The organism is Bifidobacterium indicum (assembly GCF_036987015.1).
Lineage (GTDB): Bacteria > Actinomycetota > Actinomycetes > Actinomycetales > Bifidobacteriaceae > Bombiscardovia > Bombiscardovia indica.
This window is the reverse complement of sequence record NZ_BTXM01000001.1, coordinates 583683-609596: the sequence shown is the minus strand read 5'-3', so window position 1 is coordinate 609596 and position 25914 is coordinate 583683. Positions and strand designations below refer to the sequence as shown.

Below are 25914 nucleotides of genomic sequence, written 5' to 3'. Positions count from 1 at the left end.
CGGGAGAGGGGGGGGGGAGAGATGGCGATAACCATACGGCTGCAGTTGATCTGGCTGAGTCTTCGTGACTGCGGAGTAACGGGCATTGTAACCAACTGACTTGGTGGTGATGACGAGCTGCAAGTCGGCTGAACGTTTGATATGTGCAAGTGCCCGGGTTATGGATCATCTGACATTCAAGAACGGGACAGCCGTGATTGAAGACACCGACAAACCGACCCTGGGGGGGGGGGATAGCTGACTCTACTGTATGGTCCTGGCCACGGTCGTCTATTCTCAAGAGCCGACGAGAGAAATGAGCGGGAGTCCGCTGATGTCGGCAGTCTATGTGGGTTTCAGGGTTCTGTCGTCCGGTGGCTCTTTTCGTGATTGCAATGCAGGGCATCTCATCGTGTTCCGTGCGTTATGGAGAGTGAGAGCCATGTCGCTTGGTCACGTTCGTAGGCTACGCATATCGCTGAACTTACATGATCATTGTGCTGTTCCGGTCGAAGCCGACTGATTCCTCGACGCTTGCCGGCCAGAGGCTGCACCAGTCGGGCACGCGGGTGCCTTCGACTTCGTCGGAGTTTGGATAGGAGGGCTTGATGTCCAGAATCGGACAATCCTCCGCCACATCAATATGTCGGACCGCGGTGATCCCATTGATGGCATCCACCTGCCCGACCTCCACCAACGATATGGCTATTGGATTCGGCCTGACCGGGGAAGGCGTGGCGAAAACGCCGACAGGCCTAATACGGCATGATGATTCACCGGGGGCTATACCCCCCCCCCTCCCGCGGAGGGGAGTACCAGGGACGCTCCTGAGGCAATTATGCGGGGTGGATCCGGTCGGAGCTGCAGATTCCCAACAAAGAGCATGAGCGTCTGACCACGGCCTTCAATCCGGTCCACTCCGATGGATGCCATCGTGGACCTGGCCAGGAGTGCGGAATGCAGTACCTGGTGGTCGCCACCAAGCACCATGAGGGATTCGCCATGTACCGGTACCGGCGGACCCCTGCAGCGTCTGCGACCCCCCCCCCCTCCACCGGGATGTGATCGGCGAACCCTCCCTGGCCTGACGAAGGCCGGTCTCCGCTTCGGCCTCTACTGCTTCCAGGACCTTGACTGGCACGACCCCGATGGTGGAGTTTACCTCTCGAACGACATCGAGTCGGCCGACATGACCTGGGCAACAGTCGGGATTTCCGGGGGAGAAGAACCACCAGAGGGCCTTCGACCACACGATTCTGCCGCAGATCGAAGAGATCATGGGCAACTACTGTGTGACATCGCCGTGGCCTGGCTCGATGTGCCCATGACCCTGAGTGACGAGCTTAGCCAGACCATCTATGAGACGGTCAAGCATCTCCAACCGGACTGCCCGATCAACTCACGACTGGGCGTAGGTCGCTACGATTAGTCTCTCTGGGTGACAACGAGATTCCGGACGACGATGATGCCGGCATCAAGACGGTGGACGACGGCGAGGTGGATTACGATTCCATCGTAGAATTCAAATCTTCCATGCCGGGCCTGTACGAAACGGCCGGGACCATCAACGATCTCCTGCCCGACCCGCAATGGAAGAGCGCGCGGACCATCCACGACTACAAAACCACCTGAACCGGTATGGAATCAGCTGCCAGCTCATGCAGGGCTTTGACGGCCTGGACATGGTGCCCATGGCAGCCGAGGAAGCCTTGCCGGGGGCAAGGGCCCTGGAGGACAGAGCGGTTCGGGTCCCCCCGAATCCTAAGACCCCGCACCGGACGGTGTGAAGTCTGTCCACACCGGGTCAAATCGATAATCGCCCTGGATCCGCAGCACAGTCCGGTCAGGCTGACTCTCGACGAGGGGGTCGAGTCTCACTGCCAATCCGATTATGGAGAACAGGGAGCGGATGACCGCCTCATACATGAACCCGGTGAGAATGCCATGAAGGAACCCCCTCTTGTAGGTCCTGGGTATCGTCGTGCCGGTCCTCTTCCGTGCTGCTCGGCCTGCACTGCCGATCGGGTCTTGCTGCCGGGTAACCCGGTCGGGGCGGAGGGTGATTGTGATCCGTTCAAGACCTGTTTGCGATGCTGTGCATGATTGGTTGTATATTGGTGTTTGTCCGGTAAGAGTAAATCTCCCACAGGAGGCGTCCCATGTTGCAGGACTGGCGATTTAGGTACCGGTTGCACTGACCGGATTCGTACCACCAGAAGCCTGTATGGGCGGTCGCATGGATCAGAGGTCACGGACTGTGCGGGCGCCGGGAAATGCCACTCATTCTTCATCACCCCACAGCCGTTTCGTACCGCTGACCAAACTATGGGGTGTACACAGTTCAAGGATGAGAAAGGACAACCGATGGGATTGGCGGAAGGCATGAATACCAGGGTCAGAGCCCTGGCGCCAAGCGACATTCTGACATTCAACAACGAAATAGCCGGGATCGACGGTATCGTCAAACTGACCCTGGGGGAGCCGGACTTCGCCACTCCCGGTCATGTCAAGGCGGCCGGAATCAGGGCGATCGAGGACAACCGGAGCCACTACACGCCAAGTCGTGGTCTGCCGGAACTGCGGCGTGCGGCATCCACCTACCTGGCTGATCGGTATGGCACGGAATATGATCCGGACAGTCAGCTCCTGATAACGGCGGGCGCCACGGGCGGTATCTTCTCCAGTCTGACGGCCATGATCAATCCGGGCGATACGGTCGTCATCCCCACACCCATTTTCCCTCTGTACATTCCCATCGCTCGGTTGAATGGGGCGAAGACACTCTTCGTCGACACCTCCCAGGACGGTTTCATCCTCACGCCGGACAAGCTCCGTTCGGTCATTGGGCAGGAGGGGGAGAAGATCAAGGCCCTGGTTCTGAACTATCCGACCAATCCCACTGGGGTCACCTACTCCCGGGAGGACCTGGAGGCCTTGGCCGAGGTGATCCGCGGTAAGGACATCTTCGTCCTGAGCGACGAGATCTATTCCGAACTGACCTATGAGGAACGACATGTCTCCATGGGGTCGATCCTGCCCGAACAGACCGTGGTCCTGAACGGGGTATCCAAGTCCCACGCCATGACCGGGTGGAGGGTCGGCATTACGGCAGGGCCGCCCGACGTGATCGATCAGGTGGGCAAGGTCAGCGAGTTCAGTATCACCTCGGTCACCACCAACGCCCAGTACGCCGCCCTCGAGGCCCTTTCGAAGGGGGTGGATGATGCGGAACCCATGAGGCGGGCATACCGGGAGCGCAGGGATTTCCTGATCCGCTCCCTGCCCCAGGTCGGTATGGGTGTCATCGACCCCAAGGGTGCTTTCTACATCTTCGCCAAACTGCCGGAGTCCATGGAGGACAGCTGGAAGTTCGTCTACTCCCTGGCCCGGGAAGCCAAGGTGGCAGTCATTCCGGGCGCCAGCTTCGGTCCTGGTGGCGAGGGATATGTTCGTCTCTCCTATGCGGCCTCCATGGATGATCTGCAGCTCGCCGTGGAACGCATCGGACGGTACATGGAGACGCACTGTTCATAGTGTGTACCCCCTTCCGGATGGCAAGTCCTGCATGCACCGTGCCAGATGGGCCCGGCGGCTCGATAGCCATGGCGGGAATCATGTATGTCGTCGTACGCGGTACCGAGCAATGCCCGAGGCAAGTGAACCGGAACCGAAGCAGATGGTCCCTGGTCCCCGGCTCGTTGATTCCGGTCAGGGCAGGAATGTGATAAGGCCGCATGCCGGGTGAACACACGGATAAGAACCGGTAAGAAGCAACCAGCGGTCGTGGGTGGGGTGCCCCCCATCATCGACCAGGAAAGGAAGATCTCATGACAAGCATCCTTATGTACTCTGTCCGCCCCGACGAGATGAAGGCCGTCGAGGCATGGTCGCGCGAGAACGGCATCACCGTGGATGCCACGGAGGAGGAGTTCGGCCCCGCGACGGTGGACATGGTCGAGGGGTATGACGGCCTGGTGATCCAACAGCATGCCGCCGTCCCGCAACCTGAGGTCTATCAGCGCCTCAAGTCTATGGGCATCAAACAGCTGTCACTGAGAATCACCGGGTACGACATCGTCAACCTGGAAGCAGCCACCGAAAACGGACTGATGGTGACCAACGTGCCGGCCTATTCTCCCAGGTCGGTCTCCGAGCTGGTCCTGGCCCATGTCATGCGTCTGGTACGTCACCTGGGGGAGGCCAGCGCTCGCGAGTCCCATGACGATTACAGCTGGACCGGTCTGCAGGCCCGCGAGATCCATGACCTGACCGTTGGAATCATCGGCGCCGGCAAGATCGGTTCGGCCGTGGCCAGGATCTTCAAGGCCCTGGGTTCCACGGTCATTGCCAACGATCCCGTTCACCGTCCGGAGTTGGCTGACACCCTGGACTACGTCGACCTGGACACGCTCCTGACCAGGGCCGACATCGTCACGGTTCACACCCCTCTTGATGAGGTCACCCACCACCTGATTGATGCGGACGCCCTGGCTAGGATGAAGGAGTCGGCCTTCCTCATCAATGCGGCCAGGGGTCCCATTGTGGACACCCGGGCCCTGATTGCGGCCCTTCAGGGGAAAACGATCGCCGGGGCGGGCATCGATACCATCGAAGGCGAGGCCGGAATCTTCGAGAACGACCTGAGCGCGACGGGGGTCGACAACCCTGGTCTGCAGACCCTCAAGGCCTTGCCCAACGTCGAGGTCTCGCCGCATATCGGGTTCTATACGGACGCCGCCGTGGATGCCATGGTCAACATATCCCTGGACGATGTGAAGACCATCCTGGAAGGTGGCCACAGCGAGCATCAGGTGAACTGACCGGAGACAGGGTATGGGAATGTGCCGGGAGGATGATCCACCCCGGTGCACGCCCGTGTCCTGGTGGGTGCACCTCTCTGGTATCGGTCTTGGAGCATTGCCGCTTTCCGAAGTGAATGGGTGGTGGACCTGTGCCCTCCATACGGGGAGGGTGAGGAAGGCCTCATCCCTCGTTGGGGGCGAAGGTGATGGTTCCCTTGTCCGGGTCCATGCTCTCCACGATGGCCAGGGATTTGAGATTGTAGCCTTCCTGACGCAGGGCGCGGCCGCCCTCCTGGAAGCCCTTCTCCACGGCGATGCCGATGCCTTCGATGGTCACCTGGGCATCGTGGCAGATGTCGATCAGGCCGTGCAGTGCGTTCCCCTTGGCCAGGAAGTCGTCGATGAGGATCACATGCTCGCCCTTGGTCAGGAAGCGCTTGGCAACGATGACCGGATAGACCCTCTGTTTGGTGAAGGAATAGATTTCGGCCACGTACTGGTCCCCATCCAGGTTGATGGACTGGGTCTTCTTGGCGAAGACGACGGGAACGTTGCCGAAGTGCCTGGCGGCCAGGCAGGCCAGGCCGATGCCCGAGGCTTCGATGGTCAGGATCTTGTCCACCCGGCGACCGGCGAAGAGTCGGGCCCATTCGGCACCCATGTGGTCGAAGAGGGAGACATCGCACTGGTGATTGAGGAAGGCATCAACCTTGAGTACATTGCCGGGCTTGACCGTTCCCTGGCGTCTGATTCGTTCCTCAAGTTCCTTCATCTTGCTTTCCTTACATTCCTGCCAACGGGGTTCTTGACCCGACCGATCGATTCCAAGATAACCCCGCTGGAAGACCATGGTCCCGCGGGAGTGAATCAAGGGCATCCATCTTATGGTGAGTCGGCGGAAGCTTCTGGCGTGTCCGCCTGCAAATCCGCTGATTTGAGCGCTGCCTTGCTACTGTGACAATTGAACCTGATGGTTACGTATCTCATCTGATACGTTCATATACTAAGGAGGACCATATGGGGATTCTGGATGATGCAAAGGATGCCATGAAGTCTGCCGGCGAGAAGATCTCGGATGTCGCCGGAGATGTCAAGGACAATGTCATGGGAAAGGCTTCCGATGCCAAGGATGCCGTCACCGACAAGATGGGTGACGCCAAGGACATGGCCTCCGACAAGGTGGATCAGGTCAAGGCCGACGCGAACGTGGGCAAGGCCAAGGCCGAGCAGGGAGCCACCGAGGCGGCCAACCAGGCCAAGGAACAATTCCGCAACTGATCCTTCCTCAGACTCAACTTCCGGCGAGGCCCCGCAGGTGTACACGACCTGCGGGGCCTCGCCTTGCTTGTAGGCGTCATGCCATCCCTGACCAGGAAGACCGCCCGAGGATCCCGGGGGAGGGGGATTGGATATCCGATGGCAGGGCCAGAAAGGAAAGTCGCCTGTTCCTGTTCGGCAGGTTTGTTTGGCAGTGCTATGTGATAGAAATGACTCCGCGGTGGATGTTCCCCATCCGCCGAATACTGGCGGCGGTGACGTATGGCAAGGGGTGGCAGGTGATCGAGGAACCGGACATGATCCAGAGAAGTGCTGGGGAGCTGCTCAAGGGACTCAATGACAGACAAGCCGAGGCGGTACGGTACCAGGGGCCGGCCCTTCTGATCGGAGCCGGTGCGGGATCCGGCAAAACGCGGGTGCTGACCCGTCGCATTGCGTGGATACTCAGCCAGTTCGGTGCCTGGCCCAGTCAGATCCTGGCCATTACCTTCACCAACAAGGCGGCCTCGGAGATGCGGGAACGTCTCGGTGGTCTGATTGGCCCGGTGGCGGAGCGCATGTGGGTATCCACGTTCCACTCCGCCTGTGTCAGGATCCTTCGCAGGGACGGGAAGGCGATAGGCCTTCGTTCCGGATTCTCAATCTACGACACGGCGGATTCGGAAAGACTGATCAAATTGATCGGCCGGGACCTCAACATCGACCTGAAGCGGTATACCCCCCGCAACATCCTCTCGCACATTTCCGACTACAAGAACAACCTCCAGGGGTGGCAGACCCAGCTGGCCGAATATGCCCCTGACTACCGCCCTGGTGAACGTGGTCAGCAGATCGCGGCAAGGTTCGGCAACGAGGAGGAGCTCTACTCCGTGCTCTATGCGGAGTATGAACACCGGTTGGCCATGGCCAATGCCGTGGACTTCGACGATCTGATCGTACGCACTGTGGAACTCCTGCAAAAGGCCCCCCTGGTGGCCCAGTACTATCACCGTCGCTTTCGCTACATCCTGGTCGACGAGTACCAGGACACCAACCATGCCCAGTATGTTCTCATGCGTGAACTGGCAGGGGTGGGGAAGGGACAGGCCGATTCGGGGGAAGGATCGGCGACCCGAGCGGAAAGCCGGGGCGAACAGGCTGACAGGCCTGTCGGAAACTCCACGGTCTTTGCAGCGGGGAGGGAGGGCCCGGCATGGATCACCGTGGTCGGCGATTCCGACCAGTCCATCTACGCTTTCCGAGGTGCCGACATCGGCAATATCAGGGATTTTGAAAAGGACTTCCCCGGGGCCAGGACGATTCTTCTGGAACAGAACTACCGGTCCACGCAGACCATCCTGGATGCGGCCAACGCAATCATCGTCAAGAACGAGGGTCGAAAGCCCAAGAAGCTCTGGACGGCCCTGGGCAAGGGGGAACCGATTGTCGGTTATGCGGCCGACAATGCCCAGCAGGAAGCCGCCTGGATTGCCACCGAGATCGCCCGCCTGCGCAGCGAGGAGGACACCCCTTACTCAGACATGGCCATCATGTATCGGGCCAATGCTCAGTCACGTGCCGTGGAGGAGGCTTTGATCAACGCGGGGCTGCCGTATCAACTGGTCGGCGGCACCAGATTCTATGAGCGTCGGGAGATCAAGGATGCCCTGGCCTACCTTCATGCCATCGCCAACCCGGAGGATGACGTGAACATGCGACGCATCCTCAATGTACCGAAGCGGGGGCTGGGTGACCGGGCCGAGGCGGCGGCGTCCTCCTACGCCGACCTGCACGGCACCAGTTTCTGGTCGGGTGTCGAGCACGTTGATGAGGTGGCGGGTGTCTCCACGCTCACCTCGAAGAAGATGGCCGTCTTCCGTGACCTGATCCGGTCCCTGACCGCATTCGGCTCCGAGCATGATGCCAAGCCCTCGGAAATCGTGGCGGAGGTTCTGGAGGAGTCCGGCATGCTGGCCGAGCTGCGCAAGTCGACCGATCCCCAGGATGCCTCCCGGGTGGAGAACCTCTCGCAGCTCCAGTCAGTGGCTGCCGAGTTCGAACAGAAGACCCCCGACGCCTCCCTGGCGGGGTTCCTGGAGACAACGGCTCTGGTGGCCGATTCGGACCAGTTGCCCGGGTCCGGAGACGATACCGGCAAGGTGACCCTGATGACGCTCCATACCGCCAAGGGTCTGGAGTATCCCGTTGTCTTCCTGACCGGCATGGAGCAGGGGACCTTCCCTCATTCCAGAAGTCTGGACGATGCATCGGAGCTTCAGGAGGAGCGTCGCCTGGCCTATGTCGGGGTCACCCGCGCCAAGCGACGTCTTTACATGACCAGGGCCGCGGTCCGTGCGCAGTGGGGCCAGGCAAACGAAATGCTGCCCAGCCAGTTCCTGGATGACATCCCCGATGATCTGATTGATTGGAAACGCAAGGAAGCCGGCTTCGAACGCATGCGTGGGCGATGGGGCCTGGACGATGACGACGAGTTCGGAGGATTCGAAGATGGTGGCGATGAAGACTCATTCGGCGGCCATGCCTTTGGCGGATCGGGGTTCGGTTCCGGGTCGTCAAGATCCACCTCGCGCTCCCGCACAGGGGGCGGACGTTCACTCGGTTCCTCCCGTCGGTCATACGGGTCGTCGGGCTATGGTTCGCACAGAGGCGGGGGAGCGTGGTCTTCCGGTGGTTCCTCATCCAGGAGCGGACGGGTCACGACCAGGCGGAGCACTGGGGGTTCCGCGGGCGGGCAGGGGACGAACAAGGCCGCTGCCCAACCGAAGTCGAGCGGACTCTCCATTCGGGATTTCTCCCTGGGAGACAGGGTGGCCCATGATCAGTACGGCCTGGGCAAGGTGGTGGATATCCAGGACAAGGGCCACAACTCGGTCCTGACCGTGGATTTCGGTTCCGAAGGGACCAAGCGACTCATGCTGAGGTTGGCCCCGATAGAAAAGCTCTGATCGCTGCCCGTGCTTGCCAGGCAGCGATATGAAAGACCCCCGAAATCAATGCTGAAGCATGTTTCCGGGGGTCCTCATTGCAGGTGGGATGGAATCAGGACCTGAGTCTGCGCCTGATGCCGAAGGTGCCCATGGCTGCAGCGCACAAGGCCACACAGGCCGCTATTGCCGCCATGGAGTCCGAACCGGTGGAAGCCAGAGGATCATCGCCCCGGTTCTTCTCCGGGGCTTTGCCTTCCTGCTTCTGGCCCGCACCGCTACCGGCGGCGGAACCGGAGGTTCCGGGTCTTCCGGGGATGGTGGTGCCAGGCACCAGGCTGTTGGACGCAGCAATGGCCTGCGCAAGGTTCTGATAAGCGTTTGTCCGCTCTGTCACGGCATTGTTCAAGGCCGCTTGGGCGTTGGCCAGGGCGGTGTTGGTCTGAGCCGACGTCTGTCTGGCACTGGCCAGCCTGGTGTTGGCGGCGTTCAGGGCATTCAGGGCTGCAACCACTCCAGGATCCGATGCCACAGCTGCCTGGGCTACGGCCAGGGCGGCCTGGGCATTGTTCAGTGTCGTCTGTGCCGTGGCCAGATCGGTCTGTGCCTGAGCAAGGGCCGCGCGCGCTGCGGTCAGTGACGGACTTGTGGTGATGCTTGCCAAGGCCGTATTCAGGTCATTCTGCCTGGTTGTCAGATTGGTACGTGCCGCAGCTTCTGCCGCTTGGGCCGTGGTCAGGTCGGACTGGGCATTGTTGAGATAGGCCAGGTAATTGTTGACATCCTGGAAGTAGTCCGAGACGGTGGCATTTTGGTTTCCCGCCCAGAGGGGATTGGAGCTGGTGACCCTTGTCAATGGCTCCGAGAACAGGAAGGTCTGGCTCATGGTCACAACATTGGTCGATGTGCAGGTGACGGCGAAACCGGTGATTGTGTATGCTGCGTTGACTATGTTGTCATAATGACCGGTCTGCCCGGTCCCATTCGCCTTGTTCCGCTTTTCCTCGGTATACCAGCTGTTGAATGGGTCGTAGGTGGCGGGATTCGCGGAATAGGCCACGTTCTCCCCAATCGGGAAGACAGCGGCATGACCATGAAGCCTATCGTCCCTCGTCCAGTCGGCGTCGGCCTGGGCCATGGCCATCAGGGAGTCGGAGACTTTGAGTTCCGGCTTACCCTCGCTCTGCCTGAGTTGGTTGGCCTTGTTCAGCCAGCGCAGAGTCTCGAGCATCTTGTCCATGCTGGTGGCGTCCCCGCTTTGGCCGAGATGTATGCTCTGGAAGGTCTTGCCGCTAGAGCCTGCATCGGTCAGGATCTTGAAGGCACCAGTTGCACCCTTGTGCTTGAAGTATCCGGCGGTTCCCTGGGTTTTGAGCTGGTCGGCCTCCGTGGCCGCCGCCTGCTTCTGTGCCGTGGTCGCCTCCGCCGTGGTCAGGGCGGCCCTCGCCTGGTCACGTTCCCGGGTCAGCCTGACGATTGTCGGGTTGTTCGCCCCCTCCTGGCCTTCCAACCGAGTGACCTTCTGCCGGGCCTGGTCCAAGTTCTTCTGGGCGTTCTTGCGCGCAGCGACGGCATTGGCGACGTTGTTCTTCGCACTGGTCACGGCCGGGGTGCTCTGTGCCTCTTCATAGGCGGTTTGCTTGCTGGCCTGGTCCTGTGTGGCCTGGGTCAGGGCGGCATCGGCTGAGCTCTTGTTGGTCCGCGCGGTGTCAAGACTTGTCTGGGCCTGGGCCACGGCGATCTCGGCGCGATCGACGCGAGCCTCGGCGTCAATCACCCGCTGTGTTTTATGCCTGTCCACCCCCTGCGTACGGGGAGGATCCGGATTTGTCTGAGCCGGCTCAGCCATGGCCGGTGCTGCGCACCCCAGGAGGGTCGCCCCTGCCACCGCCGAGGTCAAGGCAACTCTTGATGCATTATGAGATGGTTTCTTGCCGGTTTTCATTTGTGTACTACCCCTGTATCTTTTTTATCAGCATGAAAACGGCTGCAACAGAGCAACCAGAACCACGCCTACCCAACTCGCTCTTTCCACAAGCAATACTTCACGAAGATTAGTGCGAACTTAGGACCTTTCCATTCGGAAGTGCTCCTCGCCAGGAAGAATGATGTTCAGAACCAGGGCCACGACGAATGCGACAGCGATGCAGTTATTGGCGAAAATCGACCGGAACAGCGCGGGGAATGCGATAAAGATATCACCAACCTGGGTGAATCCTATGCCGATGGTCAGTGCCAGTGCGGCGATGGTTATGTTGCGTTGTGTAAATCCGGCCTCAGCGATCATCTGGAAGCCGGAGAGGATGATATTGCCGAACATCATGATCGTGCATCCTCCCAGAACGGCCTGGGGGAGGGAGTTGAAGACGGCTGCCACCCCCGGGACGAAGGAGGCCAGGATTAGGATGAGTCCGCCCGAGAGGATGACCTTCCGGTTGACGACCTTGGTCATGGCCACCAATCCGATGTTCTGTGCGAAGGAGGTCAAGGGGAGGCAACCAAAAAGGCCTGAGATCATGGAGATGAATCCGTCACCGGCGATGGCTCCGCTCATTTCCCGGTCGGTCGGTTTGCGGTCCATCCCCACCTTGCACAGGGCTGTGGTGTCCCCGATCACCTCTACGGAGGAGACCACGTAGAGCAGCGCGAAGGAGATGATGGCCCCTGCGTCGAACTCCGGCTTGAAGGGCATTACCCGGGGGAGGGAGAGGACCTCCAGATGCCGGAAGCCGGAAAAGTCCACCTTGCCCATGGCCAGGGCGACCAGGTAGCCGACCACCAGGCCGAAGAGGACCGAGAGCTGCTTGGCCGTTCCTCTCATCAGGAGTTGGAAGGCAAGACAGGCCACCAGGGAGATGGTTGCCAGGGTCAGATTCTGCCAGGATCCGAAGTCCTTGGCTCCGGCCCCGCCACCGAAGGACTGCGCACCGACCGACAGGAGGGAGAAGCCGATGGATGTGACGACAATGGCGGAGACTATCGGTGGTACGAACCGGCGCCAGTAATCGGCCGTCAGCCCCAGGACGAATTCGACCACTCCACCGGCCAGGACCGCTCCCACCACGACCCCATAGCCTTGATTGGATACGATGGCCACGGCTGCAGCCACGTAGGTGAAGGAGATGCCGGTGACCATGGGCAGACGACCCCCGACCCGCCAGAGGGGGTAGAGCTGCAGACAGGTGCCCAGGCCGGCCACCAGGAGTCCGTTCTGGATGACCATGGCTGATTCCTGGGGACTCATCCTCGCTGCTGCGGCGACCAGGAAGATCGGTGCCAGGTTGGCCACAAACATGGCCATGACATGTTGAAGACCGAAGGGAAGGCCCTTCCAAAAGGGGATTGTCCCGTTCATGTCCGACAAAACATTTCCGGAAGGTCCTGTGTTGGCTGTCTGGGTTGCGGTTCCCGACTTGGGAAGACCGTTCCCGTGCTCCCCCGCATGAAGGGTCCGTCCCGTTTCCGACTGGTCCGTATGTTGTCTGGTCATGGCTCTCCTTGGCTTCTCGGCGGCTCTTGGTTCAGTGCATGTAGCGATTAGCGGTGGAGAAGACAAATGGGTGGGTGGGTATGGAAAAAGGCCATATATCCGAATCCGGATATGCATGGCCTTTTCTGACTGATGATTCGAGTTTGGGTATGAGCGCTCCGCCCCGTCGGCGCATGCCCACAGCCGACATGGCAGATGTTGAAGCCGTAGCAACGCCGGTGCACGCGGAAGCCAGTCAACATTTGATTACTATCCTCTACACAACCTGGCGAATCATGAACGGATGATTCGTGGATATCCAGAAGCATACAAGGTGGTCTCGAACCATGCTGACCGTTCCTGAAACTCGATTAAGTTCCCTTGCCGCTCTTTCGGTCGGTTAATCCTTATGTGGATTTATGACATAGTCACCGGGACATCACCAGGTTTCATTGCGCCTTTGGCGATTCGGCATATCAGGAGTGTTGCCAGAACCACACCGGCGATAATCGCAGTCATGGGAAAATGATCGATCAGGGGGCCGAACAGTCCCTGGCCAAGAGGAAGCGCGCACATGCACAGGCTTGCGGTCAGGCCGATCACCTTGCCGATCAAGGGTGTGGGGGTGTGGATCTGCTCGTATGAGATGGATGTGATGGAGACGGATTGGATCAATCCGGCAGCCAGGGCCAAGCACCCTGCCATCAGGATGAAGAGGATGATCGCTGGCAGGTTGAAGGCAAGGCCGGCCATGACCGGCAGGAGGACCAGTGCGCTGCACGTAAGCAGGACAGGTATCCGCTCGAGGAAGAACCATGAGGGCCGAATCGATACAAGGACCGCTCCCAGAAGACCGCCACCGGCGATTATGCCTTCTGCCAGGCCCTGCATGGTGGTGCTCAGGCCGAGGGTTCGCATCACCATATACGGTAGGGCCACGTTGACGTATGAAGCCAAAATCAAGTTTGCAGCGAGGCTGAGCCCTATGGCGACCTTCAGATTTCGTTGCTCGACAAGAAAACGGGCCGCCTCGTTCATGTCGTCGGTTAGATGCCCCACGAGGGCTTTCATGCCCTCGGGAACTTCGCCCTCCTCTTCGGGAATCCTGACTGTCAGCAGTATCCAGAAAGCGGACAGGAGACAGACAAGGGCCGAAAAGCCAACCACCCGCAGAACCCCGAAGAGCCCCATGACCAGCCCTGCAATTACCGGGCCCACCATTCCGACAAGGGAGGTGGCCTGTGAGACAAGGGCCGATGCGCGTGTCAGGTCCGCCCTGTCCACCAGGTGGCGAAGAGCGGATTGGACCGTTGGGGAGTAGCAGGACCGGTAGGCGTGAATCAACATCATGCAGGCCACGGTCAGGGGAATTGGGTCGGGGCTTCTGCTGACCAGCAGATATGAGAAGGCGGTGAGGGCCGAAAGGATGTCAAGCGCGGCCATGGCGGTCTGTTTGTGCAAGCGGTCGACCAGGGCCCCGCCAATCGGTGTCAGGATGATGGAGGGAAGGGCGGCCAGGGCGCTCGCCAGACCATACAATGATGCCGAACCCGAGATGTTCAGCATATGCAGTGGGAGGACAAACACCATGCAGGTCTGCCCCAGGGTCGAGAGGATCTCGGTGATGATGAGCGCGACAAAGGAAGGGGTCAGGAGGCCATTGGCCGCGGGGGCTTCTGTGACATCCGGGTCAGGGTTTCTTGATGGAGTCATGCCCGGCCTCCTCAGGCTCGCCCGCATCGGTACCGAAGGTGGTCAACATGTCAGAGAACCCCCTGTCTTCCAGGGGAATCCCCAGGCCCTGTATGATGGTGAAGAAACAGACTGCCCTGCTGTGCAATTCGGTTCGGGTCCCTGGATGGTAGAAGGGTAGCAGCCACATGTTGGCGAGCAGACGGAAGACCTCGGCAGCCTCTTCGGCATTCTGCACATGCATGGATCCGTCAAGGTTGCCCCGGGTGAAGGTGTCGACAAAGTCCTCCCTGTCATTCACCATGGCGGTGAATTCCAGTCCGATCATCTTGGGATTGGACTTCGGCTTGAAACCATGGAACATCAGGTTTGCCGCTTCCAGTCTTTTCCTGGCCTGGGCAGGTGAGAACAGCGACTGCAGTTCCTCCAGGGCCGCAGGTTGCTCTGGCAGGGGTTGGGCTTGGGAAGCCCCGGCCTCGGTCCTGCCTCTTGTCCAGCCTTCGTCGGATGCAGGACCGCTCATGGCCGTCATCATCCGATCGGCGACGGCATCGAAGAGGTCCTCCTTGGATCTGAAATGGTGGTAGACCGCCCCCTTGCTCAGTCCTCCAGTGGCATCGATGATGTCCTGCATGCTGGTCTTGTCATACCCCCTGTCGGTAAACAGTTCGGTTGCGGCGTTGATGATTCTTTCGCGTGTGAGCTCAGGGTGGGTGTTGCGGGCCATTACTGCACCTCTTCCGGCTTCTAGAAGTTGTTTTGGTCATTCGGATACGGTAGAACCAATATGTTGGAATCGATATCATACCGACCGTTGGTATGAATATAACACAGCTTGTCGGAACTCGCTTGGGTCCGGTACATGTGCTTTAATGAATCCTCGGTTGGTGCGTTTGTGCGCCGACCTATCTGGAGTCTCAGCCCGTCAATGGGTCGGCGGCCGTAAGGTCGTTCGTGCTTGGCACGGTGAAGCATTGGAGAGGCCTGACTCGACGGTTTCGACCGTATTCGTTCAGATAACGACAGAAGCAGATAAGGAATCAGCAATGACCAACATTCAGCGTGCACGCAGGCAGGTCCGTCTGTCACGTGCCCTGGGCATCGCCCTGACACCCAAGGCCCAGCGTCTTTTTGAGAAGCGTCCCTATGCTCCCGGTGAGCACGGTCGCACCCGTCGTCGCACCGAGTCCGATTACGCCATTCGTCTGCGCGAGAAGCAGCGTCTGCGCGCCCAGTACGGCGTTTCAGAGAAGCAGCTGAGGGCCGTGTACGAGCGCGGCACCCATGAGTCCGGCCAGACCGGCGAGGCCATGCTCCGCGAGCTGGAGTGCCGCCTGGACAACCTGGTCCTGCGTGCCGGCATCGCCCGCACCACCGCCCAGGCCCGTCAGTACGTGGTTCACCGCCACATTCTGGTGGACGGCAACATCGTGGACCGTCCCTCCTACAGGGTCAAGCCCGGCCAGACCATCCAGGTCAAGCCCAAGAGCCAGACCACCGTTCCCTTCCAGATTGCAGCCGAGGGTGTCCATCGCGACGTCCTGCCTGCGGTCCCCGGATACCTGGACGTGGACCTGGCCTCCCTGAAGGCCACCCTCGTCCGTAAGCCCGAACCGGAGGAGATTCCGGTTCAGGTCAACATCCAGTACGTGGTGGAGTTCTACGCCCGCTGAGTCTGGAAGAGGATTCTTCACAGGGCCCCGGATTGTTCCGGGGCCTTTTGCATCTGTCCGCCCACTCGTCAGGTGACCTTGTCCGGTCGGTTCAATGGGGGCATTCGGCGTGCCGTGGTGGGATAATGGTGGGCATGTTGCTTCATCTGTACACCGTCCGTCATGGTCAGACCTACTTCAACAGGTACAACCGGCTCCAGGGGTGGACCAATGCCCCTCTTACCGAGTCGGGTGTGAACGATGCCGAAAAGGCAGGACTCAAACTGGCGGACCTGGACTTCAAGGCCGCCTATTGTTCTGACACCACCAGGGCCCAGGTGACGGCCCAGCGGATCCTGGAGGTCAACCGGTCGCCCCGGAAGCCGACCCTGATCAGTGACATGCACTTCCGGGAGCAGTTCTACGGCTACTTCGAGGGGCAGGACATGGCCATGGCCTGGTGGGCCGCCGGGGCTCCCCATGGGGCCAAGACATACAATCAGATCGTCGACAAGTTCGGCCTGGCGGCCACTCGGGATTTCCTCAAGGAGGCCGACCCCTTCGGCGATGCAGAGTCCGATGGTGAGTACTGGGAGCGCGTCCGGGGCGGATTCGATCTGATCGCCGGTAACACAGACCTGCAGGAGGGTGACGATGTCCTGCTCATATCGCATGGGAACACCCTGCTCAGTCTCATGCACCGGTTTGCATCCGAGGGGTATGACCTGTCCCGGCGACCCGGCAACGGCAGTGTGACGGTCTTCGACTTCAACACCGCCCTTCCCTTCGAACAGGCCGTGGAGGTCCGCTCCTACAATCAGTGATCACGGTGCCTGCCGGTCGGTGCTGCCACCGGGAATATACGGTGCGTGGTACCGTTGAGCGGGTATATGTTCCTTGACGGAAGCGAGGTAGGAGATGGACATAGGACAGATTGCCGGTCTGATAGCGGCCATTGCCTTCGCAGTGGTGGCGGGGTTCCTGATCTATCCATTGATTCGTCTGGGCAAGCTCTTCGATCAGCTGGCCGACACCGTCAAACAGGCCGGTGACCACGCCATGCCCACCCTTGACGAGTCCACCACCACCGTCACCCAGCTCAACCAGACCCTGGCTGACGTGAACAAGATTTCGGCCGCCGCTTCGACCACGGCCAACAATGTCGGGGCCCTGACCGACCTGTACGGTTCCATGCTGGGCAAGCCCGTCATCAAGATGGCATCCTTCTTCTATGCCGTCAGGAAAACGGCTTCCTCATTCGTTTCAGGCGGAAAGAAGGCCGGGCATGAACAGGACGCTCCGGACTCTGGTCACGCCGCCGCAGCCTCCTCGCCGGGTCAGGCCGGTGCAAGCCGGGGGGGCAAGTGATGTTCAAGCGACTCTTCTGGGTAGGACTGGGCGTTGCGGCCGGTGTCATCCTCGTTTCCAAGGCCGAGGCCTATGTCCGTGCAAACACCCCCAAGCAGGCGCGTGAATTCGTCTTCGGCGAGGACCAGGACCAGGTGCCCAAGCGGACGCTGGCTGGGCTTGTCACCGAGTTCCGCTCGACCATGGACCAGCGTCAGAACGAATTGGACCGGCGGTACATGGACCGGTTCCAGGGTTGAGCTGATTGTCTCCGGCATCAGCCAGGGCCGGTGGACGTTGTAGAATCGGCATGTTCAGCAATCAAGGGTGCTGCACGGCCTTTGGCCATGCAGCACAGCAAACCAAGCATTCCGCATCCGCAGGGTCGGGTGCCGAATTGAGACTGCCCACGGGCAGCGGCCATGCCGGGGGGCAGGGCCTGAAGGAGTACAAGCAGCATGCGCACTTCGGAAATCGCCAAGCGCTTCCTCGATTACTTTCAGCGGCAAGGCCACATGGTGGTTCCTTCGGCCTCGTTGATTTCGCCGAACCCGACCACCCTCTTCACCATCGCCGGCATGGTCCCCTTCATTCCCTACCTTCTGGGCGAGCAGACCCCGCCCAAGAGCCGTATGGCCAGCAACCAGAAGTGCGTGCGCACCCTGGACATCGACGAGGTCGGCAAGACCACCAGGCACGGCACCTTCTTCCAGATGGTGGGCAACTTCTCCTTCGGTGACTACTTCAAGGAGGAGGCCATCCACTATGCCTGGGATCTTCTGACCAGCCCCCAGGACCAGGGCGGTTACGGGTTCGACCCCGAGACCATCTGGGTCACCACCTATACGGACGACGATGAGGCGCGGTCCCTCTGGAGGAACGAGGGGTTCGACCCCGAACACATGGAGATCCTCGGCATGGAGGACAACTTCTGGACCACGGGAGGCCCCGGCCCCGGCGGCCCCTGCTCGGAGATATACGTCGACAGGGGACCCAAGTACGGAGTCGAGGGTGGGCCCTCGGCCGACGAGAACCGGTACATCGAAATCTGGGACCTGGTCTTCGAAAACTACGAGGTCGACAACGTCAGGTCCAAGACGGACCTGCACATCGTCGGCGAGCTTGAGCACAAGAACATCGACACCGGTGCTGGTCTGGAGCGTCTGGCATACCTTCTCCAGGGCAGGGAGAACATCTACGAGACCGATGAGGTCTACCCGGTCATCGAGGTGGCGGAGCGCATTTCGGGCCGCAAGTATGGAGAGAACCGGGAAGACGACGTCCGCTTCCGGGTCGTGGCCGACCACGTGCGCTCGGCCCTGATGATCATGAGCGATGGGGTTCGCCCCAGCAATGTGGGCCGTGGCTATGTGCTGCGCAGGCTTCTGCGCCGTTCCATCCGGTCCATGAGGATGCTTGGGGTCCAGGAAGAGGTTCTGCCCCAGCTCTTCCCGGTCTCCAAGGATGCCATGGCTCCCAGCTATCCGGAACTCAACGAGACCTTCCAGGAGGTGTCCGAATCCGCCTACGGTGAGGAGAGCGCCTTCCGCAGAACCCTGGACAAGGGAACCACCATCCTGGACGCCGCCGTGGCCAAGGCAAAGAAATCCTCCACCGAGGAGGTCTCGGGTGATGATGCCTTCACCCTTCACGACACCTACGGCTTCCCGATCGAGCTGACCCTGGAGATGGCCGAGGAGCAGGGCGTCAAGGTGGATGAGGCCAAGTTCCGCGAGCTCATGAACAAGCAAAAGGCCAGGGCCAGGGCCGATGCCTTGAAGAAACGCCACAATGTGGACCTGAGCGTCTATGACGACCTGCGGAAGAACCTCACCGAGCCCCAGACCTTCCTGGGCTATACGGACTACTCAAGCCGTTCCAAGGTCATCGGCATCATCCAGGAGGGCAAGGGGGCTGTTCCTGCGGTCACCGCCCCGGCCAATGTCGAGGTCCTTCTGGACCGTACTCCTTTCTATGCCGAGGCCGGTGGACAGCTGGCCGACCAGGGGGAGATCCTGTCCGACGACGGAGCCGTCCTTGAGGTGGATGACGTCCAGAAGCCCATCAAGGGGCTGACAGTCCATCAGTGCCGCCTGACCGAGGGGACCCTGACCCTGGAGGCCGCAGTCACCGCCACCATCGATCAGGATCGCCGAGGTGCCATCGCCCGATCCCACACCGCCACCCATATGGTCCACAAGGCGCTTCGTGAGGAACTCGGGCCGCAGGCCACCCAGCGCGGTTCCGAGGATGCACCCAACAGGCTACGCTTCGATTTCCAATGGTCGCAGGCTCCCAGCCGGGCTGCCATGGAGGCCGTCGAAGCGCGGGTCAACGATCGACTGCGCGACAACCTTGCCGTGACCACCCAGGAGATGAAATTCGACGATGCCATCGCTTTGGGTGCCATGCACCTCTTCGGCGAGAAATACGGCGACATCGTCCGTGTCGTCTCCATCGGCGAGGACGGCTGGAGCCGCGAGCTCTGCGGAGGAACCCACGTGGACCACGTAGGAAAGATCGGTGCTGTCTCCATCATGTCCGAGGCTTCGGTCGGCACAGGTGTGCGTCGTGTCGATGCGGTGGTGGGGCAGGGTGCCTACCAGTACAACGCCAGGGAGCATGCCCTGGTCTCGCAGCTCTCGGACAGGCTCAACGCCCGTCCCGACGAGCTGGAGGCCCGCGTCTCCACCCTTTTGGCCAAGCTCAAGGAGTCCGACCGTCGCCTTGCTGCGGCCTATGAGAACCAGCTGGCTCAGTCCGTGCCCGATCTGGTCGAGCAGGCCGAGCGGTCTGATGCCCCGGTCAAGGTGGCCAGCAAGAATGTGGGGCATTTCGGCTCGGCCGATGCCCTTCGCAAGACGGTGACCGATATCCGCGCCCGTCTTGGGGAGGATGACCCCACGGTGGTGGCTCTGGCCGGTGTCACCGATGATCAGAAGCCCGTGATCTATGTGGCTACCAACGACAAGGCCCGCAAGGAGGGGATCAAGGCTGGCGACCTGGTGCGGGGAGCATCCAAGATCCTAGGCGGCGGTGGTGGCGGCAAGCCGGACTTCGCCCAGGGTGGTGGCCAGGATGCCGGGAAGATCGATCAGGCCCTGTCGGCCCTGTCCGACCAGGTCCTGAAGGGCTGACCGGATTCTGCATGAGTGCTCCCATATGGATGGGGATAGACCTGGGTCAGGCCAGGGTCGGAGTGGCTCTGTGTGATCCTGAGTTGACCCTGGCATACCCGGCTGGCAAAATCGAGGTCCAGGGTGACTGTTTCCGTGCCCTGGGCCCTGTGGTTGACCTGATACACGAGCATGGGGTCGAACGGGTCATCGTCGGGTACCCACTACTTCTGAATGGCTCGGAGGGCGGTAGCGCCAAAAAGGCGAAGCGGTGGGTCAGGAACCTGTCGCGGATTCTGAACGAGGAGGCTGCACTGGCGAAGGATTCGCCGGTCCGTGTACTATTGCAAGACGAACGATTGACCACGGTCAGTGCCCACCATCAACTCTATGAGGCACAGATCGGCGGACGCGGGCACAAACCTCTGGTTGATCAGCAATCCGCTGTTGTATTGCTGCAGTCGGCCCTGGATGAATACAAGGTCAGCAAGGAGCGGTAATTGGCTGAAGACATACAGAACTTCTTCGAAGAGAAGGTGCAGTGGGTGGAGCCGGGTCAGGCCCCAGTCCCCGCCCAGCCTCCGCGTCCGCCCAGATCCAGAAGAGAGATGCGCAAGCAGCGGCAGAAGAGGCAGCGGCGTCGCCGGATGACCGTCATCATCGTCCTCCTGGCTTTGGTCATCGTCGCCACCTGCGCCTTCTTCGTCACCCGGTCCTTGAAAAACGGATCCCCCCGGATAAGCGCCACCAAGGAAGTGGCCCAGGACTATACCGGCCCTGGAGACAAGCCGATCCAGTTCACGGTCGAAAGCGGCCAGGGCGCTGAGCAGGTCGGACTGAATCTTCTCCATGCCGACGTGGTCCGTTCCTCCGGTGCCTTCGTCCAGGCCATCACCAACGCCCAGGCAACAGACAAACTCTTCCCGGGCACCTTCGATCTGAAAACCAAGATGAAAGCCTCGGATGTGGTCATGATCCTGACCGACCGAAGCAAGGCCCGCGGATTCCTCCAGGTCCGTTCAGGCGACCGTGCCAGGGATGTCATAACCCGGGCACAACAGCTGTCGGGATTGCCCAAGCAGGACTTCGACTCGATCCTTGACGCCAAGGGCCAGGGCATCCTGCCTGAGGAGGCGCAGGGCAACTTCGAGGGTTGGCTGGAGCCCGGCGAATACGATGTGAAGTCCATGGGTTCGGCCCAGAAGATACTCTCCTCCATGGTGACCAAACGCGTCCGGAAGCTCGATGAACTGGGAGTCCCCCAGGGCGCCGACCGGCAGGACGTCCTCATCAAGGCCTCAATCACCGAGGCCGAGGTCAACAAGCCCCAGTACTACGGGAAGGTGGCCAGGGTGATCGACAACCGTCTGGCCCGGAACATGCCCCTGGGCATGGACAGTACCGTTGCATACTCCAATAAGGTCTCGGCCCTGGAGCTGACCAACCAGATGCTGCAGAACCCCGATGATGCATACAACACCCGGGTGCACAAGGGGCTGCCACCGGCCCCAATCGGGTCCGCGGGCGACAGTGCCATCAAGGCTGCCATGTCTCCCGAGGAGGGTGACTGGATCTACTTCGTGACCGTCAACCTGGACACGGGCGAGACCCGGTTCAGCGACAACGAGGGGCAGTTCAACTCGGATGTCAAGGAATACAAGCAGTGGGAGTCCGACCACGGGAAGTAGGGTTCGTCAAGACTGGGCGCGGGCTCACCAGCCGGCCAGCCCACTCAGAGCGGCGGCCGCCAGCGCCGCCAGGAGGATGACAGGAACATAGGCCAGGGTTTCGGATTGACTGCTCTGGTCTTTTCCGATCCGTCTGATTGCCATGGCACCCAGGCCCAGTACCCCCATCAGGAGCCACCAGACCAGGGTGGTCGTCCAACCCAGCGGACCAAGGGACAGGGCCAGCAAGGCGGTGGCGGTCACATCGCCCAGTCCCAGGGCACCTGGCCGGACCAGGGCCAGGAGGCATTGGACACCAGTGCATGCCAGACAGATCATGACTGATCCGATCAAAGGTGACATATCGTGCCTGGCCAGGCAGAGGACCGTGACGGCCAGCCCCTGGGCCAGAAGCCCCAGGATGACGGCTCTGCGCGGCACCCGCCGCCTTCTCAGGTCCGTCCAGGCTAGGTAGAGGCCGAAAATGAAACCGGGCAGGGTCAAGAGGTAGGCCATCTCCTAAGATAAACATACACAGGCGAGAACGGTGTAAAGGAGTTCATATGTTGCGCTGGCAGACGGCGGGGGAATCCCATGGAGAAGCCCTGGTGGCCATGATGGAGGGGTTGCCGTCCGGGGTCAGCATCGGTACCGATGACATCGTCAAGGCCCTGGCGCGTCGAAGGCTGGGATACGGACGTGGTGCCCGCATGGGCTTCGAGCAGGACAGGGTCCGCCTGCTGACGGGGGTGCGTCACGGTTCCACCCTGGGCTCGCCCATCGCCCTGGAGATCGGGAACACGGAATGGCCCAAGTGGGCGCAGATCATGAGCGTCGACAGGCTCCCTGAGGGGGTCGACCTGTCTGCCGAGGGACGGAACGCCCCCCTGAGCCGTCCCAGGCCCGGTCATGCGGACCTGACCGGTATGAGGAAGTACGGATTCACCGATTCCCGTCCTGTTCTGGAACGTTCCTCGGCCAGGGAGACGGCCTCCCGCGTGGCCCTGGGCGCCATCGCGGCCAAGTTCCTGGAACAGGCCCTGGGCATCAGGACCGTTTCCCATGTCCTTTCCATCGGGGGGGTGGGCCTGGAGGACCATTCACACCTGCCCTCTCCCGATGATGGTCCCGCCCTGGATCAGTCCCCGGTGCGCACCCTGGACAAGGATGCCGAACAGCGGATGATGGACCGGGTTGATCAGATCAGGAAGAACGGCGACACGGCCGGTGGTGTGTTCGAGGTCATCTCCTATGGTGTTCCTGCCGGTCTGGGAACCTATGTGGAATCGGACCGTCGTCTTGACGCGGCCCTGGCATCGGCCTTCATGGGCATCCAGGCCATCAAGGGGGTGGAGATCGGTGACGGGTTCGAGGAGGCCGACCGTCCCGGTTCCCAGGCCCACGATGAGATGGTGCCCGGCGAGGACGGGACCATCCAGCGTCTGACCAACCGTGCGGGCGGTCTTGAGGGTGGCATGTCCAATGGGCAGCCCATCCGCGTGCGTGCCGCCATGAAACCCATCTCCTCGGTTCCCAAGGCCCTGAGGACCGTTGATGTCCTGACCGGAGAAGCGGCCACCGCCATCCACCAGCGTTCCGATGTCACGGCCGTCCCGGCCGCTGCGGTCATCGGAGAGGCCATGATGAGCCTGACCCTGGCCGCCTTTGTCCTGGGGAAGTTCGGAGGGGACAGCCTGGCTGAGGTCTCCCGTAACGCCAAGGCATACCAGTCCTCATGGCCCGAGGGCCTGAGATAAGGACGGGATGGGTATGGCCAGGCGTTCCGCGGACACACACGAGAAGAAACCAGGTATTCCCAGGGCGGTCATCATAGGGATGCCGGGGGCAGGAAAGACCCGGATAGGCAAGGAGGCGGCCTCCTTGATAGGGGTTCCCTTCAAGGATTCGGACCGCCTGATCGAGCATGATGCAGGCCGTTCCATCAGCGAGATATTCGAAGCCGAGGGCGAGGACTCCTTCCGCCGTCGCGAGAGCCGAATCATCTGCGGTCTCCTGGACGATTTTGCCGGAGGCATTCTCTCCCTGGGCGGCGGAGCCCCGATGACGGCTGCCGTCTACGAGGCCCTGAGGGAGTACCGGGGTCAGGGAGGCAAGGTGGTCTACCTGGACGTGGATCCGGATGAGGCCAAGTCCAGGTCCCTTCACGTCAAGAACCGCCCCCTTCTGCGGGGTCAGACCCATGACCGGTGGATGGAACTCTACCAAGAGCGTTGCCCGGTCTATCAGAGTGCCTCAAACGTCGATCTGAAGGCCAGGGGGACCACGCCCGAGGTCATGGCACAGCGTCTGGCAGATGCCCTGACCGAGCGGGTGGTCCATGTCAGCAACCTGGACCCCTATGACGTCCGTATCGGGGCCGGGGTGACCAACCGCCTGCAGGTCCTCCTTGGTGACGAGGTCATGAGGGTGGCCCTGATACACACGACCCCGGTCCAGCGTCATTCAGACCGTGCCCGTGCGCTTCTGAGGCAGGCCGGCTATCGAGTGGTCGATGTGCTCATTCCCGATGCCGAGGCCGGCAAGACCATCGCCGTGGCCCAGGGTGTCTGGGACCGGCTCTCCGAGGAGGGATTCACTCGTTCGGATGCCGTGGTGGGCCTTGGGGGAGGGGCGGCAACCGACCTGGCCGGGTTCATCGCGGCCACCTGGATGCGTGGCATCAGGTACGTCAACTGCCCCACCTCCCTCCTGGCCATGGTGGATGCCTCGACTGGAGGCAAGACCGGTATCAATCTGAGCCAGGGCAAGAACCTGGTCGGCAGCTTTTTCACCCCGGTCGGGGTCCTGGCCGACCTGCGGACCCTGAGCACCCTTCCCAATGAGATCTTCGTCGAGGGCCTGGGCGAGGTGGCCAAGTCCGGCTTCATCATGGATCCGGAAATACTCCGCCTCCTGGAGGACGAGGCCGAATCCCTGCGTTCCTTTGACGGGACCGAGTCCGAACAGTGGCTGGAGGACGTGGTCGAGGACCTGATCGAGCGGACCGTCCAGGTCAAGGCCAACCATGTCTCCGTGGACCTGAAGGACCTTGGTCTGCGCGAATTCCTGAACTACGGTCATACCCTGGGTCACGCCATCGAAAAGATCGAACACTTCACCTGGCGGCATGGTCAGGCGGTATCGGTGGGTATGGTCTTCGCTGCCGAACTCGCCTCCATCACCGGTCACATCGACCGGGAACTGGTTGATTACCATCGCAGCCTCCTCTCCTCCCTGGGCCTGCGCACCACTTGGGACGGGCGGGACTTCGATCAGGTCCTGGCCCTGATGCACAAGGACAAGAAGGCCCGCGGCAACAAGCTCCGGTTCATCATCCTTGACGGAATCGGGAAACCCACCCACCTGGATGATCCACCCCTGGATGCCGTTCGTGAGGCTTTCAGACGGATCGGAAGCAAGGGTTGAGGTTCGGCCCTGTTCAGGGATGCCCTGGGGGATGAAGAGAAGAAACGGAGCCGGTATGAGTACCAAGGTCGTTGTGGTCAATGGACCGAATCTGGGCAGGCTGGGAGTCAGGGAGCCGGATGTCTACGGACATCAGAACCTGGAGGCCCTGCGCCGGGATTGTCGTGACTGGGGGGCGGAACTGGGCCTGGAAGTTGAGGTTCGCCAGTCGAATGACGAGGGGGAGGTGATCTCCTGGATGCATCAGGCGGTGGACGAGCAGACGCCTGTGGTGATGAACCCCGCAGCCTTCACCCATTACAGTTACAGCCTGGCCGATGCCGCGGCCCAGGTCACTGATGCCGGGCTGCCCCTGATGGAGGTACACATCTCCAACCCCGCCTCCAGGGAGGCCTTCCGCCGTCACAGCGTCATATCGCCGGTGGCCACCGGAACCATCACCGGCATGGGGTTCTACGGCTATCGACTGGCCCTGGAATCCGTGGCCCATCTGCTCGAGCGGTCCTGACGGTCAGGCCTGGCGGAAGGCGCGATCCAATCGGTGGCGGTGATAGCATGTTCG

The 25914-nt window shown here is 61.1% G+C and carries 24 protein-coding genes; 17 read left to right on the top strand and 7 right to left on the bottom strand.

Features of this window, described 5'->3' with window-relative positions; translation table 11 throughout:
• Window positions 1-463: 463 nt before the first annotated feature.
• Window positions 464-739 carry a TrmO family methyltransferase domain-containing protein gene (locus AACP59_RS02685; RefSeq protein ID WP_339350075.1) on the bottom strand — a complete coding sequence of 92 codons (276 nt, stop codon included), beginning with the start codon at window positions 737-739 and terminating at the stop codon, window positions 464-466.
• 89 nt (window positions 740-828) lie between these two features.
• Here AACP59_RS02685 and AACP59_RS09610 point away from each other — a divergent pair, with 89 nt between their 5' ends.
• From AACP59_RS09610 to AACP59_RS02665, 5 genes are all read left to right on the top strand, one after another.
• Window positions 829-1044 (top strand): alpha-L-fucosidase, encoded by a 216-nt coding sequence (locus AACP59_RS09610; RefSeq protein WP_370465981.1) that lies wholly within the window; start codon window positions 829-831, stop codon window positions 1042-1044.
• Window positions 1045-1282: 238 nt separating this feature from the next.
• A complete protein-coding gene (locus AACP59_RS02680) occupies window positions 1283-1408 on the top strand; it encodes a hypothetical protein (RefSeq protein ID WP_339349739.1) in 126 nt (41 codons plus the stop codon).
• A gap of 53 nt (window positions 1409-1461) precedes the next feature.
• Window positions 1462-1611, top strand: coding sequence for a hypothetical protein (locus AACP59_RS02675; RefSeq protein WP_297316057.1), 150 nt, complete (start codon window positions 1462-1464; stop codon window positions 1609-1611).
• A gap of 732 nt (window positions 1612-2343) precedes the next feature.
• Window positions 2344-3513, top strand: coding sequence for an aminotransferase class I/II-fold pyridoxal phosphate-dependent enzyme (locus AACP59_RS02670; RefSeq protein ID WP_297316058.1), 1170 nt, complete (start codon window positions 2344-2346; stop codon window positions 3511-3513).
• Window positions 3514-3806: 293 nt separating this feature from the next.
• Entirely contained in the window at window positions 3807-4799 is a 993-nt protein-coding gene (locus tag AACP59_RS02665; RefSeq protein ID WP_297316059.1) for a D-2-hydroxyacid dehydrogenase, read from the top strand.
• A gap of 163 nt (window positions 4800-4962) precedes the next feature.
• Here the strand turns inward: AACP59_RS02665 and AACP59_RS02660 are convergent, their stop codons facing one another.
• Complete coding sequence (locus AACP59_RS02660) at window positions 4963-5553, bottom strand: xanthine phosphoribosyltransferase (protein ID WP_339349736.1); 591 nt, start codon at window positions 5551-5553, stop codon at window positions 4963-4965.
• Between the two features lie 245 nt (window positions 5554-5798).
• Here AACP59_RS02660 and AACP59_RS02655 point away from each other — a divergent pair, with 245 nt between their 5' ends.
• Window positions 5799-6059 (top strand): hypothetical protein, encoded by a 261-nt coding sequence (locus AACP59_RS02655; protein ID WP_297316061.1) that lies wholly within the window; start codon window positions 5799-5801, stop codon window positions 6057-6059.
• Window positions 6060-6337: 278 nt separating this feature from the next.
• Window positions 6338-9004 carry a UvrD-helicase domain-containing protein gene (locus AACP59_RS02650; RefSeq protein WP_339349734.1) on the top strand — a complete coding sequence of 889 codons (2667 nt, stop codon included), beginning with the start codon at window positions 6338-6340 and terminating at the stop codon, window positions 9002-9004.
• Between the two features lie 94 nt (window positions 9005-9098).
• Here the strand turns inward: AACP59_RS02650 and AACP59_RS02645 are convergent, their stop codons facing one another.
• The 4 genes from AACP59_RS02645 to AACP59_RS02630 all read right to left on the bottom strand — a co-directional run bounded on the left by AACP59_RS02645 (window position 9099) and on the right by AACP59_RS02630 (window position 14871).
• Window positions 9099-10883 carry a CAP domain-containing protein gene (locus tag AACP59_RS02645; protein WP_339352920.1) on the bottom strand — a complete coding sequence of 595 codons (1785 nt, stop codon included), beginning with the start codon at window positions 10881-10883 and terminating at the stop codon, window positions 9099-9101.
• Between the two features lie 165 nt (window positions 10884-11048).
• Window positions 11049-12338 carry a nucleobase:cation symporter-2 family protein gene (locus AACP59_RS02640; protein ID WP_339349732.1) on the bottom strand — a complete coding sequence of 430 codons (1290 nt, stop codon included), beginning with the start codon at window positions 12336-12338 and terminating at the stop codon, window positions 11049-11051.
• 531 nt (window positions 12339-12869) lie between these two features.
• The gene (locus tag AACP59_RS02635; RefSeq protein ID WP_339349730.1) at window positions 12870-14165 is read right to left on the bottom strand and encodes an MFS transporter; all 1296 of its coding nucleotides are present in this window, start codon (window positions 14163-14165) and stop codon (window positions 12870-12872) included.
• Window positions 14143-14871 (bottom strand): TetR/AcrR family transcriptional regulator, encoded by a 729-nt coding sequence (locus tag AACP59_RS02630; RefSeq protein WP_339349729.1) that lies wholly within the window; start codon window positions 14869-14871, stop codon window positions 14143-14145. Before AACP59_RS02630 ends, AACP59_RS02635 begins: the two co-directional genes overlap by 23 nt.
• Window positions 14872-15190: 319 nt before the next feature.
• Here AACP59_RS02630 and rpsD point away from each other — a divergent pair, with 319 nt between their 5' ends.
• From rpsD to AACP59_RS02595, 7 genes are all read left to right on the top strand, one after another.
• Window positions 15191-15817, top strand: a complete 627-nt coding sequence (gene rpsD / locus AACP59_RS02625) for a 30S ribosomal protein S4 (RefSeq protein WP_297316067.1) — start codon at window positions 15191-15193, stop codon at window positions 15815-15817.
• A 134-nt stretch (window positions 15818-15951) separates the two neighbouring features.
• Window positions 15952-16620, top strand: a complete 669-nt coding sequence (locus AACP59_RS02620; RefSeq protein ID WP_297316068.1) for a histidine phosphatase family protein — start codon at window positions 15952-15954, stop codon at window positions 16618-16620.
• 94 nt (window positions 16621-16714) lie between these two features.
• Window positions 16715-17164, top strand: coding sequence for a DUF948 domain-containing protein (locus tag AACP59_RS02615; RefSeq protein ID WP_339349727.1), 450 nt, complete (start codon window positions 16715-16717; stop codon window positions 17162-17164).
• A complete protein-coding gene (locus tag AACP59_RS02610) occupies window positions 17164-17403 on the top strand; it encodes a hypothetical protein (protein WP_297316119.1) in 240 nt (79 codons plus the stop codon). Before AACP59_RS02615 ends, AACP59_RS02610 begins: the two co-directional genes overlap by 1 nt.
• A 198-nt stretch (window positions 17404-17601) precedes the next feature.
• A complete protein-coding gene (gene alaS / locus AACP59_RS02605) occupies window positions 17602-20280 on the top strand; it encodes an alanine--tRNA ligase (protein ID WP_339349725.1) in 2679 nt (892 codons plus the stop codon).
• Window positions 20281-20291: 11 nt separating this feature from the next.
• Window positions 20292-20759: a Holliday junction resolvase RuvX gene (gene ruvX / locus AACP59_RS02600; protein ID WP_339349724.1), complete on the top strand. Its 468-nt coding sequence runs from the start codon at window positions 20292-20294 to the stop codon at window positions 20757-20759.
• Window positions 20760-21947, top strand: coding sequence for an endolytic transglycosylase MltG (locus tag AACP59_RS02595; RefSeq protein WP_339349723.1), 1188 nt, complete (start codon window positions 20760-20762; stop codon window positions 21945-21947).
• Window positions 21948-21971: 24 nt separating this feature from the next.
• Here AACP59_RS02595 and AACP59_RS02590 read toward each other — a convergent pair whose 3' ends face one another.
• Entirely contained in the window at window positions 21972-22442 is a 471-nt protein-coding gene (locus AACP59_RS02590) for a prepilin peptidase (RefSeq protein ID WP_339349721.1), read from the bottom strand.
• 47 nt (window positions 22443-22489) lie between these two features.
• Here AACP59_RS02590 and aroC point away from each other — a divergent pair, with 47 nt between their 5' ends.
• From aroC to aroQ, 3 genes are read left to right on the top strand one after another with little or no spacing between them, the layout of a single operon-like run.
• On the top strand, window positions 22490-23683 hold the full coding sequence (aroC, locus tag AACP59_RS02585) for a chorismate synthase (RefSeq protein WP_339349720.1): 1194 nt from the start codon (window positions 22490-22492) through the stop codon (window positions 23681-23683).
• Between the two features lie 13 nt (window positions 23684-23696).
• A complete protein-coding gene (locus AACP59_RS02580; protein WP_339349719.1) occupies window positions 23697-25352 on the top strand; it encodes a bifunctional shikimate kinase/3-dehydroquinate synthase in 1656 nt (551 codons plus the stop codon).
• Window positions 25353-25407: 55 nt separating this feature from the next.
• On the top strand, window positions 25408-25860 hold the full coding sequence (aroQ, locus tag AACP59_RS02575) for a type II 3-dehydroquinate dehydratase (RefSeq protein WP_339349718.1): 453 nt from the start codon (window positions 25408-25410) through the stop codon (window positions 25858-25860).
• Window positions 25861-25914: the final 54 nt, after the last annotated feature.

What these genes read in the sequence shown, in the direction of transcription:
- AACP59_RS02670 (WP_297316058.1), top strand. Translation starts at nt 2,344, where the DNA reads ATGGGATTGGCGGAAGGCATGAATACCAGGGTCAGAGCCCTGGCGCCA.
- AACP59_RS02665 (WP_297316059.1), top strand. Translation starts at nt 3,807, where the DNA reads ATGACAAGCATCCTTATGTACTCTGTCCGCCCCGACGAGATGAAGGCC.
- AACP59_RS02660 (WP_339349736.1), bottom strand. Translation starts at nt 5,553, where the DNA reads ATGAAGGAACTTGAGGAACGAATCAGACGCCAGGGAACGGTCAAGCCC.
- AACP59_RS02655 (WP_297316061.1), top strand. Translation starts at nt 5,799, where the DNA reads ATGGGGATTCTGGATGATGCAAAGGATGCCATGAAGTCTGCCGGCGAG.
- AACP59_RS02640 (WP_339349732.1), bottom strand. Translation starts at nt 12,338, where the DNA reads ATGAACGGGACAATCCCCTTTTGGAAGGGCCTTCCCTTCGGTCTTCAA.
- AACP59_RS02635 (WP_339349730.1), bottom strand. Translation starts at nt 14,165, where the DNA reads ATGACTCCATCAAGAAACCCTGACCCGGATGTCACAGAAGCCCCCGCG.
- AACP59_RS02630 (WP_339349729.1), bottom strand. Translation starts at nt 14,871, where the DNA reads ATGGCCCGCAACACCCACCCTGAGCTCACACGCGAAAGAATCATCAAC.
- rpsD (WP_297316067.1), top strand. Translation starts at nt 15,191, where the DNA reads ATGACCAACATTCAGCGTGCACGCAGGCAGGTCCGTCTGTCACGTGCC.
- AACP59_RS02620 (WP_297316068.1), top strand. Translation starts at nt 15,952, where the DNA reads ATGTTGCTTCATCTGTACACCGTCCGTCATGGTCAGACCTACTTCAAC.
- AACP59_RS02615 (WP_339349727.1), top strand. Translation starts at nt 16,715, where the DNA reads ATGGACATAGGACAGATTGCCGGTCTGATAGCGGCCATTGCCTTCGCA.
- AACP59_RS02610 (WP_297316119.1), top strand. Translation starts at nt 17,164, where the DNA reads ATGTTCAAGCGACTCTTCTGGGTAGGACTGGGCGTTGCGGCCGGTGTC.
- alaS (WP_339349725.1), top strand. Translation starts at nt 17,602, where the DNA reads ATGCGCACTTCGGAAATCGCCAAGCGCTTCCTCGATTACTTTCAGCGG.
- ruvX (WP_339349724.1), top strand. Translation starts at nt 20,292, where the DNA reads ATGAGTGCTCCCATATGGATGGGGATAGACCTGGGTCAGGCCAGGGTC.
- AACP59_RS02590 (WP_339349721.1), bottom strand. Translation starts at nt 22,442, where the DNA reads ATGGCCTACCTCTTGACCCTGCCCGGTTTCATTTTCGGCCTCTACCTA.
- aroC (WP_339349720.1), top strand. Translation starts at nt 22,490, where the DNA reads ATGTTGCGCTGGCAGACGGCGGGGGAATCCCATGGAGAAGCCCTGGTG.
- AACP59_RS02580 (WP_339349719.1), top strand. Translation starts at nt 23,697, where the DNA reads ATGGCCAGGCGTTCCGCGGACACACACGAGAAGAAACCAGGTATTCCC.
- aroQ (WP_339349718.1), top strand. Translation starts at nt 25,408, where the DNA reads ATGAGTACCAAGGTCGTTGTGGTCAATGGACCGAATCTGGGCAGGCTG.